This is a genomic window from Pantoea endophytica (genome assembly GCF_002858935.1).
Classification (GTDB): domain Bacteria; phylum Pseudomonadota; class Gammaproteobacteria; order Enterobacterales; family Enterobacteriaceae; genus Pantoea; species Pantoea leporis.
Genome location: NZ_PJRT01000005.1, coordinates 596,410 through 613,828 on the forward strand (window position 1 = coordinate 596,410; position 17,419 = coordinate 613,828).

The 17,419-nt window shown below is 55.8% G+C and carries 12 protein-coding genes; 6 read left to right on the forward strand and 6 right to left on the reverse strand.

Features of this window, described 5'->3' with window-relative positions; genetic code table 11:
• The first annotated feature begins 50 nt into the window (after positions 1-50).
• Together PZBJ_RS05225 and PZBJ_RS05230 are read left to right on the forward strand one after the other, a co-directional pair.
• Complete coding sequence (locus PZBJ_RS05225) at positions 51-593, forward strand: TetR/AcrR family transcriptional regulator (protein ID WP_101761521.1); 543 nt, start codon at positions 51-53, stop codon at positions 591-593.
• Entirely contained in the window at positions 590-1,702 is a 1,113-nt protein-coding gene (locus PZBJ_RS05230; protein ID WP_101761522.1) for an MFS transporter, read from the forward strand. The genes PZBJ_RS05225 and PZBJ_RS05230 overlap by 4 nt, the downstream gene beginning before the upstream one ends.
• On the opposite strand, the gene PZBJ_RS24195 is transcribed toward PZBJ_RS05230, so the two are convergent.
• Positions 1,689-1,829, reverse strand: coding sequence for a hypothetical protein (locus PZBJ_RS24195; protein ID WP_167391175.1), 141 nt, complete (start codon positions 1,827-1,829; stop codon positions 1,689-1,691). The two genes, PZBJ_RS05230 and PZBJ_RS24195, sit on opposite strands and share 14 nt — an antisense overlap.
• 65 nt (positions 1,830-1,894) lie before the next feature.
• Positions 1,895-3,028: a PSZ family class C beta-lactamase gene (blaPSZ, locus tag PZBJ_RS05235; protein WP_101761779.1), complete on the reverse strand. Its 1,134-nt coding sequence runs from the start codon at positions 3,026-3,028 to the stop codon at positions 1,895-1,897.
• 116 nt (positions 3,029-3,144) lie between these two features.
• Between blaPSZ and ampR the strand changes: the two genes are divergently transcribed.
• Complete coding sequence (gene ampR / locus PZBJ_RS05240) at positions 3,145-4,029, forward strand: LysR family transcriptional regulator AmpR (RefSeq protein WP_101761523.1); 885 nt, start codon at positions 3,145-3,147, stop codon at positions 4,027-4,029.
• 108 nt (positions 4,030-4,137) lie between these two features.
• Here the strand turns inward: ampR and clcA are convergent, their stop codons facing one another.
• A complete protein-coding gene (gene clcA, locus PZBJ_RS05245) occupies positions 4,138-5,520 on the reverse strand; it encodes a H(+)/Cl(-) exchange transporter ClcA (RefSeq protein ID WP_101761524.1) in 1,383 nt (460 codons plus the stop codon).
• Positions 5,521-5,686: 166 nt separating this feature from the next.
• On the reverse strand, positions 5,687-6,163 hold the full coding sequence (locus tag PZBJ_RS05250) for a YciE/YciF ferroxidase family protein (protein ID WP_101761525.1): 477 nt from the start codon (positions 6,161-6,163) through the stop codon (positions 5,687-5,689).
• A gap of 195 nt (positions 6,164-6,358) precedes the next feature.
• On the opposite strand from PZBJ_RS05250, the gene PZBJ_RS05255 reads away from it, so the two are divergent.
• Complete coding sequence (locus tag PZBJ_RS05255; RefSeq protein WP_101761526.1) at positions 6,359-6,631, forward strand: hypothetical protein; 273 nt, start codon at positions 6,359-6,361, stop codon at positions 6,629-6,631.
• A 17-nt stretch (positions 6,632-6,648) separates the two neighbouring features.
• Here PZBJ_RS05255 and PZBJ_RS05260 read toward each other — a convergent pair whose 3' ends face one another.
• A complete protein-coding gene (locus PZBJ_RS05260; RefSeq protein WP_101761527.1) occupies positions 6,649-6,894 on the reverse strand; it encodes a hypothetical protein in 246 nt (81 codons plus the stop codon).
• Positions 6,895-6,898: 4 nt separating this feature from the next.
• The gene (locus tag PZBJ_RS24305) at positions 6,899-7,060 is read right to left on the reverse strand and encodes a YnfU family zinc-binding protein (RefSeq protein ID WP_217548267.1); all 162 of its coding nucleotides are present in this window, start codon (positions 7,058-7,060) and stop codon (positions 6,899-6,901) included.
• Positions 7,061-7,331: 271 nt separating this feature from the next.
• On the opposite strand from PZBJ_RS24305, the gene PZBJ_RS05265 reads away from it, so the two are divergent.
• Both PZBJ_RS05265 and PZBJ_RS05270 read left to right on the forward strand, forming a co-directional pair.
• On the forward strand, positions 7,332-15,929 hold the full coding sequence (locus PZBJ_RS05265) for a glycoside hydrolase family 94 protein (protein WP_101761528.1): 8,598 nt from the start codon (positions 7,332-7,334) through the stop codon (positions 15,927-15,929).
• A 106-nt stretch (positions 15,930-16,035) separates the two neighbouring features.
• The gene (locus PZBJ_RS05270; RefSeq protein WP_101761529.1) at positions 16,036-17,406 is read left to right on the forward strand and encodes an amidohydrolase; all 1,371 of its coding nucleotides are present in this window, start codon (positions 16,036-16,038) and stop codon (positions 17,404-17,406) included.
• Positions 17,407-17,419: the final 13 nt, after the last annotated feature.

Genomic DNA, 17,419 nt, shown 5'->3' on the forward strand with positions numbered 1-17,419 from the left:
CCAACATCCTTAGATTTGCAAAAGTAAAACGATCGGTTTACTTTTTAAGGATGAAAAAGAAACTCGATATCATCAATGCCGCCGAGCGGCTGTTCTATCTCAACGGCTTTCACGCCATCAGCACCGATCGCATTTGCAGCGAGGCGAATGTCTCGACGCGCACCTTGTATCGCTATTTCCCCTCGCGTGAAGCGCTAACGGCCGCGGTGCTGGAGGCGCGACAGGATCGTTTCTTCGCCGCGTTGCAATCGCCGGACCATCCGCAAGCGGTCAGCCACACGTTCGATGCGATGGCCGACTGGATGCAACAATACGGCAACAATGGCTGTTTGTTTCTCAAGGCATGGGGCGAATACGCCGGAGAAGATGCCGCGTTAGCTGAACAGGCGCTGGCTTACCGCCACAAGATGCGCGATTACATTGCACGCGCCATTCAGCAGGCGCTCGGCAAGCAGCATGTCGCGCTAGCGGATGCGGTTTGGCTGCTGTTTGAAGGTGTGCTGACTTCCGCGCTGATCATCGGCGCGGCGCAGGCGTGCGAAGCCGGTAAAAACGCCGCGCTGCAGCTTATCGCGTTCAGTGAACAGACATGAAGGGTACGGCGCTCGGCATCACCGGATTTGCACTTATCGCGGTGACCTACGGTATGGCGCGTTTCGCCTGGGGCTTGATGATGCCCGAGGTGATGCACGACATCCCCTTTACCCGGCGCGTTTCTGGCGTGCTTTCGGCCTGTAGCTTTGCCGCTTACTGTGTGGCGGTGTTGATCGCGCCGATGATGACCGCCCGCGCCGGGCCGCGATTTCCTGCTGCGGTTGCCGCGCTGTGTGCCGCGTTGGGTTTGTTGATCATCGCGAGCGCGGTATCGCCGTGGATGCTCGGCGTGGGATTGTTTATCGCCGGTATGAGCGCCGGTCTCGCCTCGCCTGCGTTAGCGAGCGCCGTCAGCCAGCGTATTGAGGCTGAGCAACAGCCGCAGATGAACACGGTTATCAATGCCGGAACTAGCATGGGCATTATGTTGTCAGTGCCAATTTTGTACTGGCTGCCCGGCGGCTGGCGCATCGCCTGTGCGGTTTTTGCCGCGCTGGCGATGATCTGCCTGGTGCCGATTTGGCGCCAGCTACCCAATCACAATGAAAACGCTCAACGTGAATCCTGGTTAAGCCACCTGCGGCAGCGTTCGCTGCAGCGCCTTATCTTCATTGCACTGTTCAGCGGCGTCGCCAGCGCGGCTTGGTGGAGCTTCGGCCCGGATCTGCTGCATCGCATTCACGTCAGCGACCGCATGGTTAGCCTGTTGTGGCTCATCGCTGGCGCAGCAGGCATTATCGGCGCGCTCACCGGCCCGATGGCGAAATGGATGGGGATGAAGCGGGTTTATTGGCTGTCGCAATGCTGCCTTGCCGTGCCCTTATTGCTACTGGCGTTCAGCCATCACTATTCAGCCTGGCTGTTTCCCGCCGTGGCGCTGGGTGGCGCGGCGTATGTTACGCTCTCGGGCGTGTTGCTGGTGTGGGGCGCAGAAGCAACCAACAATGCCCCCGCCGTTGGCGTAGGCATCTTGTTCTTTGTGTTGGCGGCGGGTCAGGTGATGGGATCGCTGCTGTTTGGACAACTCTATATGCTGGCAGGCGCGTCAACCGCATTAACGCTGTTTGCCGCGCTGCCGTTGCTGATGATGTTTGTTATTCGTCGTTAAACGGATCTTTTTTGTCGTCTTCACTGTCATCGCGCGTTCTGGGGATCTCACCGTGTTCGCTGGGATTGTCCTTGGCGGGATGCTTTTCATCATTTACATCGCGTTTATCTTTAGGGTGATTGCTCATCTGAAGCTCCTTTATTGATCACCCATTAAGTGTAGTTGATGGGGCGAGGAGTTCGCCCCATACGCTTACTGCAACGCTTTCAGAATCTGCATCGCGGCTTTAACCCGCTCGGTATTGGGATAATTTTTGTTTGCCAATATCACAATGCCGACCTGCTTCTCCGGGATGAAGGCGACATAAGCACCGAACCCACCGGTTGCGCCGGTCTTATGCACCCACGACGCGCTGACACGCGGATGTGATTCGGCATCCCGCACCGGCTGCGGCCCAAGCGCCACCTTGTTATCCGCGCCCTTCACCGCCATCTCCGCCTGAGCGGGCCAATCCAGCATCTCCCACCCCAAACCTTGATAGAGCGCATCGGTGCGATAGAAACGCGTTTGCGCGAAATCCAGCGCCTGCTGCAGCGGCTTATCGTTAACCTGCTGCGGATCCATATTGGCCTGCATCCAGCGCGCCATATCTTTAATCGACGACTTCACGCCATAGGCTTCAGCATCCAGCATGCCCGGCGACACGCGCACCGGTTTGCCTTCGCGGTAGCCCCATGCGTAAGCATTTTTCGCGGCGTCAGGCACGGTTATAAAGGTGTGCTTGAGCTGCAATGGCGTGAATACGCGCTGTTGCATTGCCTGTTCAAAAGTCAGCCCGCTGGGTTTCGTCGCCAGCCAGCCAAATAAGCCGATGCTGCTGTTGGCATATTGACGCGTGTTGCCCGGCGTCCATTGTGGTTGCCACTGTTGATAGAAGTTCGCCAGCGCCTTTTCTTCGGTCACGGCATCGGGCACCTGCAGCGGCAAGCCGCCAGCGGTGTAAGTCGCCAGCTGCAGCAGCGTGATGTCGCGCCACTGCGGCGTGTTCAGTGCTGGCCAATATTTGCTGGCAGCATCGCTCAGCGCGATCTCGCCTTTATTCACCGCAACGCCACTCAGCACGCCGGTGAAGGTTTTACTCACCGAACCCAGCTCAAACAGCGTGTCTTGGGTGACCGGGCGCTGCTGTTTGACATCCGCCATGCCCCAGGTGAAATAGTGAGGCTGGCCTTTAACCACCACCGCCACCGCCATGCCGGGAATCGATTGCTGCTGCATTAGCGGTTTGATCGCCCGATCAACGGTTGCCTGCACATCTGCCGTGGTGGCAAACGCCATGGAGCACGCCGAGGTCAGCGCTGTAGCTATCAATGTTTGAGAAATCAATTTCACTGTAATTAACCTTCCGGGTTGTTGTTCCGCAGGCAGTTTGACCACTTTGACAGGGTGCAACAAACTGTTAATTTTAGCGTCAGACAATAGAAAATCTTACAGGTAGGCGCATGACACGACCCTATATTCCCCTAAACGCGCTTAGAGCCTTTGAAGCCGCTGCACGTCATCTAAGTTTTACTAATGCGGCGATTGAGCTGCACGTAACCCATGCAGCCGTGAGCCAGCAGGTAAAATCGCTGGAGCAGCAGCTCGGTTGCCAGCTGTTTGTGCGGGTCTCGCGCGGATTGATGCTAACCACAGAAGGCGAAAGCCTGTTGCCCGTGCTCAACGACTCTTTCGATCGGATTGCCGATACGCTGGATCGTTTCTCATCCGGTCAAATGCGCGAAAAATTGAAAGTTGGTGTGGTGGGAAGCTTTGCCACCGGCTTGCTGTTGCCGCGCTTAGAGGATTTTAACCGCCGTTATCCGCACATTGAGCTGCAACTCTCCACCCACAACAATCGCGTCGATCCGGCTGCCGAAGGCCACGATTACACCATTCGCTTTGGTAGCGGCGCCTGGCACGGCACCGAGGCGCAGTGTATTTGTCCTGCACCGTTATCACCGCTGTGTAATCCGGCCATTGCCCGGCAGTTGCAACAGCCTGCAGACGTGCACAAATTTACCCTGCTGCGCTCGTTCCGCCGTGATGAGTGGAGCCAATGGCTGCAAAGCATGAACGAACATGCGCCATCGCCTGCGCATCCGGTGATGATTTTTGACTCGTCGCTGACGATGATTGAAGCGGCGTTGTTAGGTGCGGGGATTGCGCTGGCACCGGTGAGGATTTTCAATCACCTGCTGCAAAGTGAGAAGCTGGTGCGCCCTTTCGCCGCTGAAATCGATCTCGGCGGCTATTGGTTAACGCGTTTGCAATCGCGGCACGAAAGCGCCGCGATGACCGCGTTTTCTGGCTGGTTGATGAATACCTTTTTGCCCGGTGCGCACTAATTAAACGAACACGTGATTTATAGCGCGAGAGCGCAGGCCGGAGTCACTTTTGGTCCGGTGGTCCTCGCGCCGCAGCAGATGTGTCAGCGCCCGCACGTAAGCCAGGCCTTACGCTATTTGTTTCGCCTTCGCCAGCGTGCGCGCAAGAAGTGCTGAGTACAGCGGCTTGCCGCCGAAGAACTGCGCGGCCAGCGTTGCGCCGAGACAGGTAATGATCATCGGCAAAATTAGCTGATAATTGTTGGTCATCTCCAGCACCAGCACAATGCCGGTCAGCGGCGCGCGCACCGACGCCGCAAACAGCGCGCCCATTCCGGCCACGGCAAAGGTTGCCGGCTCCAGATGTAAACCCGGCAGCCACTGCATGCAGAGCTGGCCGAAGCAGGTGCCGAGCAGCGTGCCTAGCGTCAGCATCGGGGCGAAAATACCGCCTGGCGCGCCGGAAGAGAAACAGCAGACAGTGATGAGCGTGCGCAGTGCGAAGAGCAGAAACAAGGCCAGCGCGCTATAGCTACCGCTGGAGAAATCGGGGATCAGGGCAATCCCGCCGTTGATGGCTTGTGGCAGCACCAGGCCAATCACGCCGCACGCGCCAGCCAGTAAACTTCCCCACATCACCCAAGGTGCCACGCGACCTTGGTGCAAACGCTGAAACTGATCCTGCGCGAGGAAAATGAAGCGATTAAATGCCACGCCGCAGCCACCGAATAACACGCCTAATACCAGATAAAGCCACAGCGTATTGGTTGGCGCATCCTGCAACTGACCAATATTGATGATCGCCTCATTACCATTACACACGCGGAAAACAATGCTGGAGACGATAACGCCAACAAACACCGCTTTGATGGAAATCAGGCTGTAACGAAACTGCGGACGCATCTCTTCAATAATAAACAGGATGCCCGCCAGCGGCGCATTGAAGGCAGCCGATAAACCGGCGGCAGCGCCGGTTGCCAGCAACGTGTGGCGAGATTCAGAAGATTTAACGCGGAACAAATCGACACACATGCCGCCGATATTGCCACCCAGTTGCACGGTTGGCCCTTCGCGACCCAACACCATGCCTGAACCTAACGCGCCCATGCCACCAATGAATTTCACTGGTAGTACGCGCCACCAGCGCACCGGTCGGAGCTCTTCCAGCGCGCCTTCGATTTCAGGAATACCCGATCCGCCCGCTTCTGGCGCGTAACGTCGCACCAGGAAATAGCCAATAGCGCCTAATAATGCCGAAAGGAAAAACGCACCGATTATTTTCACCAGCAGATTGTCACCGGCATCCGCCAGCCAGCTCAATCGCGTCTGCCCCACAAAATTCACCGCTTTATCAAAGGCCACGCCAACCAAACCGGTTAGCACACCGACCAGCGCAGCCAGCAGTAATAGTGCAACGGGCGTTTTGTCGCGGCGTAATAGTTTCTGCATCAATAAGAAGCGCCCAGCACGTAAAACCGTTTTGGGCTCTGCGGAGTGATGATGAGCAGACATGCAAATCCCTCTGTATTCAGAACAGTGTTCAAACGTTAGTTTGAAAAAAGAGGGATTAGCATACTGAGAATGAAGTGATTTTTAACCCAGGAATTCGCAAGCGGATTTTTCAGGATCGAAAAGGTTGGACATTTTTAGCCGATGCATCAACCTCTTCTACGGGGAATTAATCCTGCTCTTCAGCAATCAGCGTCAGTTTTTCATCAGTGGCTTTTTCTTCTTCCAGCGTTTCGCCCAGTAACCTGGCGGCATCCTGATAATCCAGCTTCAGGGCTAAGGCGCGCAAGGTGCCGTAGGTGGCGATCTCATAGTGCTCAACTTTCTGTGCGGCACCGATCAGTCCAGCATCGCAAACCGGCCCTTTTTCTACTTCATCGATAATTTCCTGCGCCTCTTCGGCCAGACCTTCCAGCGCATGGCATTTCATTCGTTTGATCTGCACGCCATCCGTGAGCTCAACCAGTTGATCAATACGTTCAATTTGTCCGCGCGTTTCTTCGAGGTGCTGTTTAAAAGCCGCAACCAGATTAGGATCAGAGGCTGCGCGAATCATTTTTGGTAACGCTTTGGTGATCTGTTTTTCTGCGCTGTAAATATCAGAGAGATCATGCACAAACAGATCTTGCAGTGTTTTAATCGTCATAATATGGCCTTTTAGTAGAATAGAATATCAGGTAGGTAAAAACGTGGGCGAGAGTGAATAAGTAATTACGCCGGCACATAAGCCTGACTTAATCCTGGCGGACAATAGACAATTCACAAGCGAAGCCTGAAAATAAACTCGCCGCATTGTTTAAATCATTGCCAGACTTAAACCAGGTCAATCGGAGAGAACATAATGAAAAAGCCAGGGCCGCCAGATCTCAACGGCGAAATTATTCACGAACGCAGATTAATGCCGCTCGGATTAATTTCTCTGTATGAAGTTACCTTCAACAATGGCACATATGCCGTTATGCGTTTGGATAAAACTCAACCCTTTCATCAGGGTGCCGTTTTTAAACGTGTTAATGACTGCTGGTATTGTGATGAACAACTGATACATCCTTACGCTTTTCAGTTTGTCGATCAGGCTGAAGCGCAACGGTCATTTATCGAATATGAGCGATAATATTATCTTGTGCTCTTTCATATCGGCGAGTGAAACGCAGCGAGTTGGTCCGGTTGCGCTGGCGGCAATGACATCCAGAAATTCACCTCCATGCTGGTTTCATATTCCGCATGCGCTTCAAGGAAAATATGCTCGCCGCTGCGCGATTGCCCGCCATAAAGCCAGCCGCCCTGCACCTCACCATTTTCAAATTGCACGATGCACTCCTGCTTGTAGCCGGGCGCTTGTTCATTTACATCAATCCATTCAAGAATATGGCGCATTCGCTTACTCCTCGGCAATAAACAGTGATTTACAGTGCGGGCACAACATAGCCTGTCCGCGCGCTTGCTTTAAGGAAGATTGTGGGCAAAACTTTTTACAGACTGGACACTGAGTTTTGACTTCCCGGCGTGATAAGCTTTCTAAAAATTGATTTAACCAGCTCATAATTTATTTCCTTTTTCCGTTAACTGATTCTAACACACCTGATTATTTTCATTGCCACTCACACTTGACAACCACGTTAAAGATCCTCAACCCCATCATTACGTTCAGTTAAATGTTCTAAATTAACTTTTATTTTATAAACCAACCGTAAGATCGATTTGGCACTATACTCAAAACAGACAAATATTTTCCCTCGCCCTCTCTTATACCGTCAACTTTCCTGTTGATAGTGCTGACTTTTATAATCCATTGGATTTTTTGCGACGCCATTATGAAAAATAAACTTTCCACCGGGCCATTCATTAGCTGTAGTGCGCTTCCAGCAACGACACGCAGTAGTTTTGAGTTTTTACATCACAGCGGTGTTTACCAGGCGAACCGGCCAGATGTTTTTTCCGAGCGGCAAATGGAAATATATGGCGAGCGTCTGGCAAAAACGCATCATCTTTCCGACGCCAAAAAAAGCTATAAATTATTGCAGCGGCTGACGGAAAACGAACAGGCGCTGATAAAAAGCGCAGAAATATTAAGTACCGGTGAGAAGCGTAATTTGACACCGGCTGGCGAATGGTTGCTGGATAATTTTTATATTATCGAAGAGCAAATTCGGATGGTGCGCCATCTGTTGCCCACCAAATTTGGTCAGGGTTTACCTGCGCTGAAAGACCCCGCGCACTATTTGCGTATTCAGGCGATCGCGGATGAGATGATCAGCCACAGTGATGGCCGCTTAGAGTCAGCAGTGTTGGCGACCTTTATTCATGCTTATCAACGCGTGACGCCGCTGCTAATGGGTGAACTCTGGGCGCTTCCCGCCATGCTGCGCTTTGCGCTGCTCGATAACCTCGCACGTATTGCGCAAGGCGTTGCTGAGATTCATCAGGAGCGCAGCCAGGCCGAAGCGTGGATTAATGAGATCGTTCATCACTCCGCCAGGGACGCCACTCGCGTGATTCAGGTGATCGCCGATATGGCGCACAAAAACGCTCAGCTTTCCGGCGCGTTTGTCGCCGAACTGGCGCGCAAACTGAATGGGCAGAATCACTCGCTGGCGCTAACGTGGGTGGAGCAACACCTGCTGAACACCGGGCGTAATACTGCGGATGTGATTGAACAATTCAACCGCCAGCTGGCACTGAGTCAGCTCTCGGTCAGCAACAGCATTGCCGGATTGCGCCAGCTTGGCGAAATCAACTGGCAGGATTTGGTGGAGTCGCTGAGCCTGGTCGAGCAGGTGTTGGCGCAGGATCCCGCCGGGATTTATCCCCAGATGCATTTTGACAGCCGCGATCAATATCGGCATGTGATTGAAGAGCTGGCTCGCCAGAGCGAATTCGACGAGCTAAACGTGGCCAATCAGGTTTTGGCGCTGAGCCGTCAGGCCGCATTGCCAGCGCGCCAACAGCATATCGGTTACTTCCTACTGGATAAAGGACGTGCGCAGCTTGAGCAACAGCTAAAGCCGCGCCGTTCCTGGCTGAATCAGGCGCGCCATCATCTCAGCCAAACGCCGCTGCTCTCCTGGCTGGGCAGCCTGACTTTATTGACCACCGCTTTCAGCGCCGAAGCGCTGTTTTTCACTCATCAATCCGCGATGTCGGTGGTGCTGTGGCTGTTACTGGTGCCGGCGGTGATCTTAATCAGCAGCCAGCTCGCCCTGCAGCTGCTCAGCGAAGTGACAACCCGCACCCGCCATCCGGTACCGCTTCCGCGACTTGATTACGAGCGGGCGGTACCGGATGGCGAACGCACGCTGGTGGTGATCCCCTGTTTAATCAGCAGCAAACATGGCACCGATGCGCTGTTGCGGTCGCTGGAAACCAGCTATCTCGGTAACGCGCTCGACAACATCAGCTTTATGCTGCTGGCCGATTTCACCGACAGCGCAGCCGAACACGATGACGATGATGCTGAAATCATCGGTTATGCGGTGCTGAAAATTCAGGCGCTCAACCGCCGATACAGCAGCAAGTCGCACAATGATGTGCTGTTTTCTCTGCTGCATCGCAACCGCGTGCACAACCCTTCGCAGGGCGTGTGGATGGGTTATGAGCGTAAGCGCGGCAAACTGCATGCGCTCAATCGCTGGCTGCAGGGCGAAGCGGAGATGTTTAACGTCATCGTCGGCGCCAGCCAGGCGCAAATGCGCACGGTGAAATACGTCATTACCCTCGATAGCGACACCATTCTGCCGCGAGAAACCGCGCACAAGCTGATTGGCATTATGGCGCATCCGCTCAATGCGCCGGTGTTTGATGACAGCCTGAATCGCGTGGTGGAAGGTTATGCCATTCTGCAGCCCCGTCTGGCGGAGGAGATTCCGCCCTTCGGCCAGGGCCGCTACGCGCGTCTCTCCAGCAGCGTGCCGGGCAACGATGCGTATTCATCGATGTCTTCCGATATCTATCAGGATCTGTTTGGCGAAGGTTCGTTTGTCGGCAAAGGCATTTACGATGTGGCGGCCTTTACCCGCGCGACGCGTAATACCTGCCCGGAAAATCTGGTGCTCAGCCACGATCTGCTGGAAGGCTGTTATGCGCGTTCTGGCGTGGTCAGCAATGTGGTGCTGTACGAACACTACCCGGATAACTATCTCAGCGATGTCGCGCGGCGTTTCCGCTGGGTACGCGGTGACTGGCAGCTGCTAAACTGGCTGAAACTGCGCGTGCGTCTGGAGGATGGCGGCTATCAGGCCAATCCGCTCAGTGCACTGTCGCGCTGGAAATTGTTCGACAACCTGCGTCGCAGCCTGATTGCGCCCGCCTTGCTGCTGCTGATGTTTCTGGCATTTAGTTGGGTGGCGAATCCGCCGTTTTGGCTCGGCTGCATTGCGCTGTTCCTGCTGTTGCCCAGCGCCTTAGCGTTGAGCATGGAAGGCATGCGCAAAAGTAAGACGCGCGCCTGGCAGCATCATCTCTCTATCCTGTCTTTGGATGCGTTAATGCGCCTGAGCCGCGCGGGACTGACGCTGGCGACACTACCGCATGAAAGTTACTGGTCGCTGAAGGCGATTATCGTCACGCTGTGGCGACTCAACGTGAGCGGGCAATTTCTCCATGAATGGAAAAGCGCCTCGGCGGGCAGTTCGTCGCCCACGCCGTCACTGCGCCATTTTTATCAGGCGATGTGGTTTAACCCAGCAGCTGGCGTTGCACTGTCACTTTTAACCGCGCTGGTTAATCCTGAATTGATTGCGCTGGCGTTGCCGATCTCGCTGCTGTGGCTAATCACGCCGTGGCTGTTGTGGCAGTTGAGTAAACCGGCCCATTCGCGCCAGAAAAAGCTCTCCGCTGAGCAGCAACAGTTTTTGCGCCACACCGCGCGTCACACCTGGGCTTGGTTTGAAGATTTCGTCACCGCCGAACATAACCACTTGCCGCCGGATAACTTTCAGGAAGTGTTGCAGCCGGTGGTAGCGCATCGCACCTCGCCGACCAATATCGGCCTGTCGCTACTGGCCAATTTAACCGCATGGGATTTTGGCTACATTACGCAGAAACCGGTGATAGCCCGTTCGCTCGCCGCGCTGGATAGCCTCGATCGCATGGAGCATTTTCGTGGACATCTCTACAACTGGTATGACACTTACACGTTGAAGCCATTAAATCCGCGCTACGTCTCCACCGTCGATAGCGGCAATCTCGCCGCGCACCTCGCCACCCTGCAGGCCGGACTTGCGCAGTGGAAGCATCTGCCGGTGCTCACCTTACCAGTGATTATGGCCGGTCTGCATGACACCTTGCTGCTGGCGAAAGCGCAGATGGGCACAGAGCGTAACGATCGCTGGGATGAGTTAACCGCGCAGTTTGCTGCGCTGCAACAGGCCGCGCCTGCTGCGATTGCCAACCATCTCTCGTCGCTGATCGCGCTGAGTGACATTCTGCTGGCGCAGATGACGCTGCCGCCGTTGCAGGTGAAATGGTTTGAACGGTTTATCCACCAGCTCAGCGATTTGCAGCAGGAGTGGACGCTGTTTTTCAGCTGGATCACATCGGGTGATGATCTGCCTGCCGCCTTGCCTTCTCTGCTGTGGCTGAGTGAGTTAGAGCGTCATCGCCCCGGCCTCCATTCTCAGCTCGCGGCGTCTGTGATGTGGGCCGCACGTGAACGCATGGCGACCTTGCTGGAGCTGGAAGGACGGCTGGAAGATCATGCAAAAATGGATTTCCGCTTTCTCTATGTTGATAAAACCGCGCTGCTCAGCGTGGGTTACAATCTCGACAGCGGCGCGCTCGATAAAGGCCATTACGATCTCTTCCCGTCCGAAGTGCGCCTGACGCACTACTACGCCATCTCTGCTAATCAGCTGCCGGTAAAAAGCTGGTTCGTGCTGGGCCGTTTGTTCACCCAACTGGATAACAAACCGGCGGTGATGTCGTGGAGCGGCTCGATGTTTGAGTACCTGATGCCGCATCTGGTGATGCCGGTTTACCCGGATACGCTGCTGGAAAAAATGGCACTGTCGGCGGTGAAGCAGCAGATCGCGTCCGGTGATGCCGCGCAGATTCCGTGGGGCGTCTCCGAGTCGGCTTACGCCGCGTTCGATGACAGCCAAAACTATCAATACAAAGCCTTTGGTACGCCAGAGTTAGGGCTGAAGCGTGGCCTCAACGATGATCATGTGGTTGCGCCCTACGCCTCGCTGTTGGCGCTGATGGTGCTGCCGCATCAGGCCACCGACAACCTGATGCGATTGAAGAAAATGGGTGCCTGCGGCAAATACGGTTTCTACGAGGCGCTCGATTTCACCGCGCAGCGCCTGGCGCGCGGCCAGCAATTTGTCGCGGTGAAAACCTACATGGCGCACCACCAGGGCATGGGTTTTCTGGCGATTTCGCACCTGCTGCATGAAGCCCCGATGGTGGCGCGGTTTATGTCGAGTGCGCGCTTCCAGTCTTCCTACTTGCTGCTGCAGGAGCGCGTGCCGGATGACATTGAGCTGTATACCCCGCGTCGGCAGTTCGTTGACACCAGCGAGATCAAACCGCGTTCAGATACGCCCGAACTGCGCGAGTTCAGCGGCTCGGCGGCGCATCTGCCGCAAATCCAGCTGCTGTCGAATGCCAATTATCATGTGATGGTGACGCAATCCGGCACCGGGTATAGCCAGTGGAAAGGATTGGCATTAACCCGCTGGCGCGCCGATGGCACCAGCAATCAGCACGGTATCTTCTGCTACATCCGCGATCGCCAATCCGGCGAGCTGATTAGCCCGACGTTCCAGCCCAGCGGTGATGCGCGCCCGCAGCACATTGCGCGCTTTATCGACGCCGGCGCGGAGTTTGAATCGCGCATGGAAACGCTCAGCACCCGCACTCAGGTGGTAGTGTCGCCAGAAGATGATGTGGAAATCCGCCGCATCGTCCTGACCAACCATTCACGCCAGCTGCGTGAAATAGACATCACCAGCTATGCGGAAGTGGTGCTGGCTTCTGCCGCCAGCGATATAGCGCATCCGGCGTTCAGCAACCTGTTTGTGCAAACCGAAATCGTCACTGAACTGGAAGCGATTTTGGCGCATCGCCGCCCGCGCGATGAGAAAACCGAGCCGCTGTGGATGTTCCACGCCCTGCTGATTCACGGCACCAGCGAGCGCGATACGCATTATGAAACTGACCGCGCACAGTTTATTGGTCGCGGCAGAACCGCCGCCGATCCGCAGGCGATGGCAGCCGATGGCGTACTCAGCGGCAGCGCCGGTGCGGTGCTCGATCCGCTGATGTCGATTCGCCAGAAAATCGCCATCAAAGCGGGTAAATCCGTCACCCTCGATCTGGTGTATGGCGTCACCACGCAGCGTGATGCCTGCCTTGGCTTGATAGAGAAGTATCGCAACAATGTCTACGCCAATCGGGTATTTGAAATGGCGGCCTCGCACAGTCAGGTGGCGCTGCGCCAGCTGAATATCCTCGCTGAAGATGCCAGTTTGTATAACCAGCTCGCCAGCGCGGTGATTTTTGCCAGCCCTGAAATGCGCGGCGACAGCCAGCGTCTGCAGCAGAATCGCCTGGGACAATCGTCGCTGTGGCGACACTCGCTGTCTGGCGACTTACCGATCGTGCTGGTGCGCATCGAAAACGGTACCCAGCTCAGCCTGGTGAGCAATATGATCAAAGCGCATCAATACTGGCGCCAGAAAGGATTGACGGTAGATTTGGTGATCCTCAACGGCGAGCAAATCGGCTATCAGCAGCTGTTGCAAAATCAGCTGATCAAAATGATTTCATCAGGCGAGATGCAGATGCTGACCGATAAGCCTGGCGGCATCTTCCTGCGCCAAAGCGAGCACTTTGCGCCCGAAGATGTCACGCTGCTACTCAGCGTAGCTACCGTGGTGCTGGAAGGCTGCAACGGCAGTTTGGCCGACCAGCTGACGGTGCTGTTAAAACCGCAGCCGGTGGCGCCGCCTTGCCGCTTCCTGGCGCATAAACAGGCCTTTCCTGCGCCCGCTCGCCTCGCTGAGCCGGAAAACATGCAGTTGTTTAATGGCACCGGCGGCTACAGCGCCGATGGCAGTGAATATCACATTTTGTTGTCCCCACATCAGCAGACGCCCGCGCCCTGGTGCAATGTGCTGGCAAATAAACAGTTTGGTAGCGTGATTTCAGAAAGTGGTCAGGCCTACACATGGTATGAAAATGCGCATGCATACCGCCTGACGCCGTGGCACAACGATCCGGTCAGCGATACGTCGGGCGAAGCCTTTTATTTGCGCGATGAGGAGAGCGGCGATGTCTGGTCACCTATGCCGCTGCCGATGCGCGGCGCCGGAGATTATTTGACGCAGCACGGCATGGGTTACAGCCGCTTTATGCATCAGGAGCAAGGCATTAGCAGCACGCTCACCACCTTCGTAGCTGGCGAGCAGGCGGCGAAAATCACCCTGATTCAGCTCAGTAATCTGTCTGGCAAAACCCGTCATTTGTCGATCACCGGCTACGTCGAATGGGTGCTGGGTGAGCTGGTGAGCCAATCTGCCCGCCATGTACAAACTTCTTCGGCGATAGTGGCAGATGGCAGCGCCATTCTGGCGGTAAATCCTTATACCAGCAGCGGATCGATGCGCACCGCCTTCTTCGCCGCATCCGGCAATCAGATTGCTTTCAGCGGTAATCGCCTTGAGTGTCTGGGCCGCAATGGCTCGACACGTAAGCCCGCGATGATGCAAGCGCGAGGCTTGTCGGGTAACACCGGCGCGGGACTCGATCCCTGCGCCACTCTGCAAACGCTGACCACCTTGATTGACGGCGATACGCGCACGCTGGTGTTCGTGTTAGGCGCGGCGGAAGATACCGCAGCGGCGTTGACGCTGATGCAGCAATTTCTTCCCAGCGAACAGGCGGAAGCCGAACTGGCGAAAGTGCAGCAGCAATGGCGCAATCTGTTAAACAAAGTCGAGGTGCAGACGCCCGATACAGCGGTGAATCTGCTGGCGAATAACTGGCTGCTGTACCAAACGCTGGCCAGCCGTTTGCTGGCGCGCAGCGGTTATTATCAGTCCGGTGGCGCGTTTGGCTTCCGCGATCAGTTGCAGGATACGTTGTCGCTCACCCACGCCGCGCCAAACTTACTGCGCGATCAGCTGGTGCTGTGCGCTTCCCGACAGTTCCTCGAGGGCGATGTGCAGCATTGGTGGCATCCGCCTGCCGGACGCGGCGTGCGCACCCGCTGCTCAGATGATTATCTCTGGCTGCCCTTTGCACTCTGCCACTACATCACCGCCACGGAGGATCTTGCGCTGTTAGAACAGCCGATTAGCTATCTTGAAGCGCCACTGCTCACCGCCGAAGAAGAGTCAGTTTACAGCCTGCCGAACGTCAGTCAGCTGCAGGAAAACCTGTGGCAGCATGGCTTGCGTGCCATTCAGCATGGTCTGAGGTTTGGTGAGCATGGTTTGCCGCTGATGGGTTCCGGCGACTGGAATGACGGCATGAGCGAAGTGGGTATTGCCGGTAAAGGTGAAAGCGTCTGGCTCGGCTTTTTCCTTTACAGCGTGCTCACGCGCTTTGCCGCGCTCTCCACCCGTATCGATCAGCCGGAAGCCGCCAGCTTGTGCGAAAAACAGGCGGAGAAGCTGAAAACGGCGCTCAATCAGCTCGCCTGGGATGGTGAATGGTTCCTGCGTGGCTACTTCGATAACGGTGAAACCCTGGGTTCGCAGCGCAACGCAGAATGTCGCATTGATGCCATCGCGCAGAGTTGGTCGGTGCTGTCTGCGGCTGGCGATCACGACAAATGCGCCTCGGCAATGCAGGCGCTCGATCAGCAATTGGTGGATAGCGATAACGGCCTGATTAAACTGCTGACGCCGCCGTTCAATGGCGCAGGCCCCAATCCGGGATACATTCGCGGTTATCTGCCTGGCATCCGTGAAAACGGTGGGCAATACACGCACGGCGCGCTGTGGGCAATTATGGCGTTCGCCGAGATGGGCCAGGTCGAGCGCGCATGGGCGTTGCTGGCGCTGATCAATCCGATCAATCACAGCCTGGATTCGAATGCTGTTGCAACTTACAAAGTCGAACCTTATGTGATGGCGGCGGATGTCTACAGCGCCGATAACCATGAAGGTTGCGGCGGCTGGACGTGGTACACCGGATCGGCGGGCTGGACTTATCAGCTGATCATCGAAAGCCTGCTCGGCATCACGCGCCACTGCGATACATTGCGGCTGCGTCCGCGTCTGCCCAAAGCATGGCCGGGCGCGAAGGTGATTTATCACGAAGGGGCCGCGCGCTATGAGATTGAGATGCTGCGCACGCCTGGCGCTTATCAGCTGTGGCTGGATGATGTGCTGAGTGCCGATGATGCCATCACACTCAGCTGCGACGTCGGGAATCATCAGGTACGAATTCATCTCGCTGAGTAGCAATCACTAAGGTCATTAGTTTTCACCATAGCCAGCAGTGGAAAATATCGCAGCGCCCTGCCAGCGGCTATTTTAGGGTTATTCTCCCCTACAAGGAGAATAATTCATGAGCCTCTTATCACCCGGCAATCGCCGGGATTTTCTTTCCGCCGGCATGAAACTCACCGCCGCAGGCACCTTGCTCAGCGCGGGCATGAGCCGTAGCATTCAGGCGGTAGAAACCTGCCAACCGGCGCCTGCCAGCCGCGTTGATGCCACGCACTTTTTGCTGCGCAATGTGCGCCTGGAAGAAGCCTTTATCCGCAAACAGGATGTCATCACCGCCACGCAAACCGGTTTTTATGATGTTGAGGTGAATGCTGGCAAGATTGCCGCCGTTCATCCTGCGGGCGTCAGCCTTAATCTGCCAACGTGGGACGCCGCAGGTTATCTGCTGCTGCCCGCCACGCGCGACATGCATATCCATCTCGATAAAACCTTCTACGGCGAAAGCTGGCGCGCCCCGCTGCCGCGCCATAGCGTGATTGATATGATTCATCAGGAAGAGCAGATCCTGCCCGAACTGCTGCCGACTTCTGAAATCCGTGCCGGGAAACTAATTGGCCTGCTGCAATCCAAAGGCAGCAGTTCTGCACGCAGCCATTGCAACATCGATCCGGTAAGCAAATTACACGGTCTGGAGCATCTGCAGCAGGCGATTGCCAGCCATCGCGATGATTTTCATGCCGACATTGTCGCCTTCCCACAGCACGGATTATTGCGTTCACAGGTTGAAGGCATGATGCGTGAAGCGATGAAGATGGGCGCGAACTATGTAGGTGGACTGGATCCAACCAACGTTGACGGCGCGATGGAAAAGTCACTGGATACCCTGTTCAGCATCGCACTCGATTTCGCTGCACCGATCGATATTCACTTGCACGAAACCGAGCCGCACGGCGTGGCGGCGATCCGCTACATGCTAAAAACGGTGCGCGACAATCCGCAGCTGAACGGCAAAGTCACCCTCAGCCACGCCTTTGCCCTGGGGACGTTACAGGGTAACGAACTGACGACGATGATTGAGGAGCTGAAAGAGCAGCAGTTTAGTATCGCCACCACCGTACCGATTGGTCGCGTAATCATGCCGCTGCCGCAATTGCGCGCCGCTGGCGTGCCGGTGTGGTCGGGCACCGACACCATCGCCGATCACTGGCAGCCCTTTGGCAGCGGCAGCATGCTGGAGAAAGCCAACGTCTATTCGCAGCTCTATCGTGGGCCGGATGAGTATTCTCTGAGCCGCGCGTTAGGTATCGCCACCAACGAGGTGTTGCCGCTGAATAGCCACGGCGAACAGCAATGGCCGAAAGCGCAGGACCACGCCACCATGATGCTGGTTAACGCCAGTTGTTCTGCGGAAGCTGTTGCGCACATCGCGCCGGTGATGGCGACGTTCTTTAACGGCAAACAGACGTTTGGCAGCTTGAGAAAGGTGTAAATTTCGACCTGGT

Excerpts from the sequence above, each read along its gene's own strand:
- PZBJ_RS05225 (WP_101761521.1), top strand. The coding sequence starts at position 51 with ATGAAAAAGAAACTCGATATCATCAATGCCGCCGAGCGGCTGTTCTAT.
- PZBJ_RS05230 (WP_101761522.1), top strand. The coding sequence starts at position 590 with ATGAAGGGTACGGCGCTCGGCATCACCGGATTTGCACTTATCGCGGTG.
- PZBJ_RS24195 (WP_167391175.1), bottom strand. The coding sequence starts at position 1,829 with ATGAGCAATCACCCTAAAGATAAACGCGATGTAAATGATGAAAAGCAT.
- ampR (WP_101761523.1), top strand. The coding sequence starts at position 3,145 with ATGACACGACCCTATATTCCCCTAAACGCGCTTAGAGCCTTTGAAGCC.
- clcA (WP_101761524.1), bottom strand. The coding sequence starts at position 5,520 with ATGTCTGCTCATCATCACTCCGCAGAGCCCAAAACGGTTTTACGTGCT.
- PZBJ_RS05250 (WP_101761525.1), bottom strand. The coding sequence starts at position 6,163 with ATGACGATTAAAACACTGCAAGATCTGTTTGTGCATGATCTCTCTGAT.
- PZBJ_RS05255 (WP_101761526.1), top strand. The coding sequence starts at position 6,359 with ATGAAAAAGCCAGGGCCGCCAGATCTCAACGGCGAAATTATTCACGAA.
- PZBJ_RS05260 (WP_101761527.1), bottom strand. The coding sequence starts at position 6,894 with ATGCGCCATATTCTTGAATGGATTGATGTAAATGAACAAGCGCCCGGC.
- PZBJ_RS24305 (WP_217548267.1), bottom strand. The coding sequence starts at position 7,060 with ATGAGCTGGTTAAATCAATTTTTAGAAAGCTTATCACGCCGGGAAGTC.
- PZBJ_RS05265 (WP_101761528.1), top strand. The coding sequence starts at position 7,332 with ATGAAAAATAAACTTTCCACCGGGCCATTCATTAGCTGTAGTGCGCTT.
- PZBJ_RS05270 (WP_101761529.1), top strand. The coding sequence starts at position 16,036 with ATGAGCCTCTTATCACCCGGCAATCGCCGGGATTTTCTTTCCGCCGGC.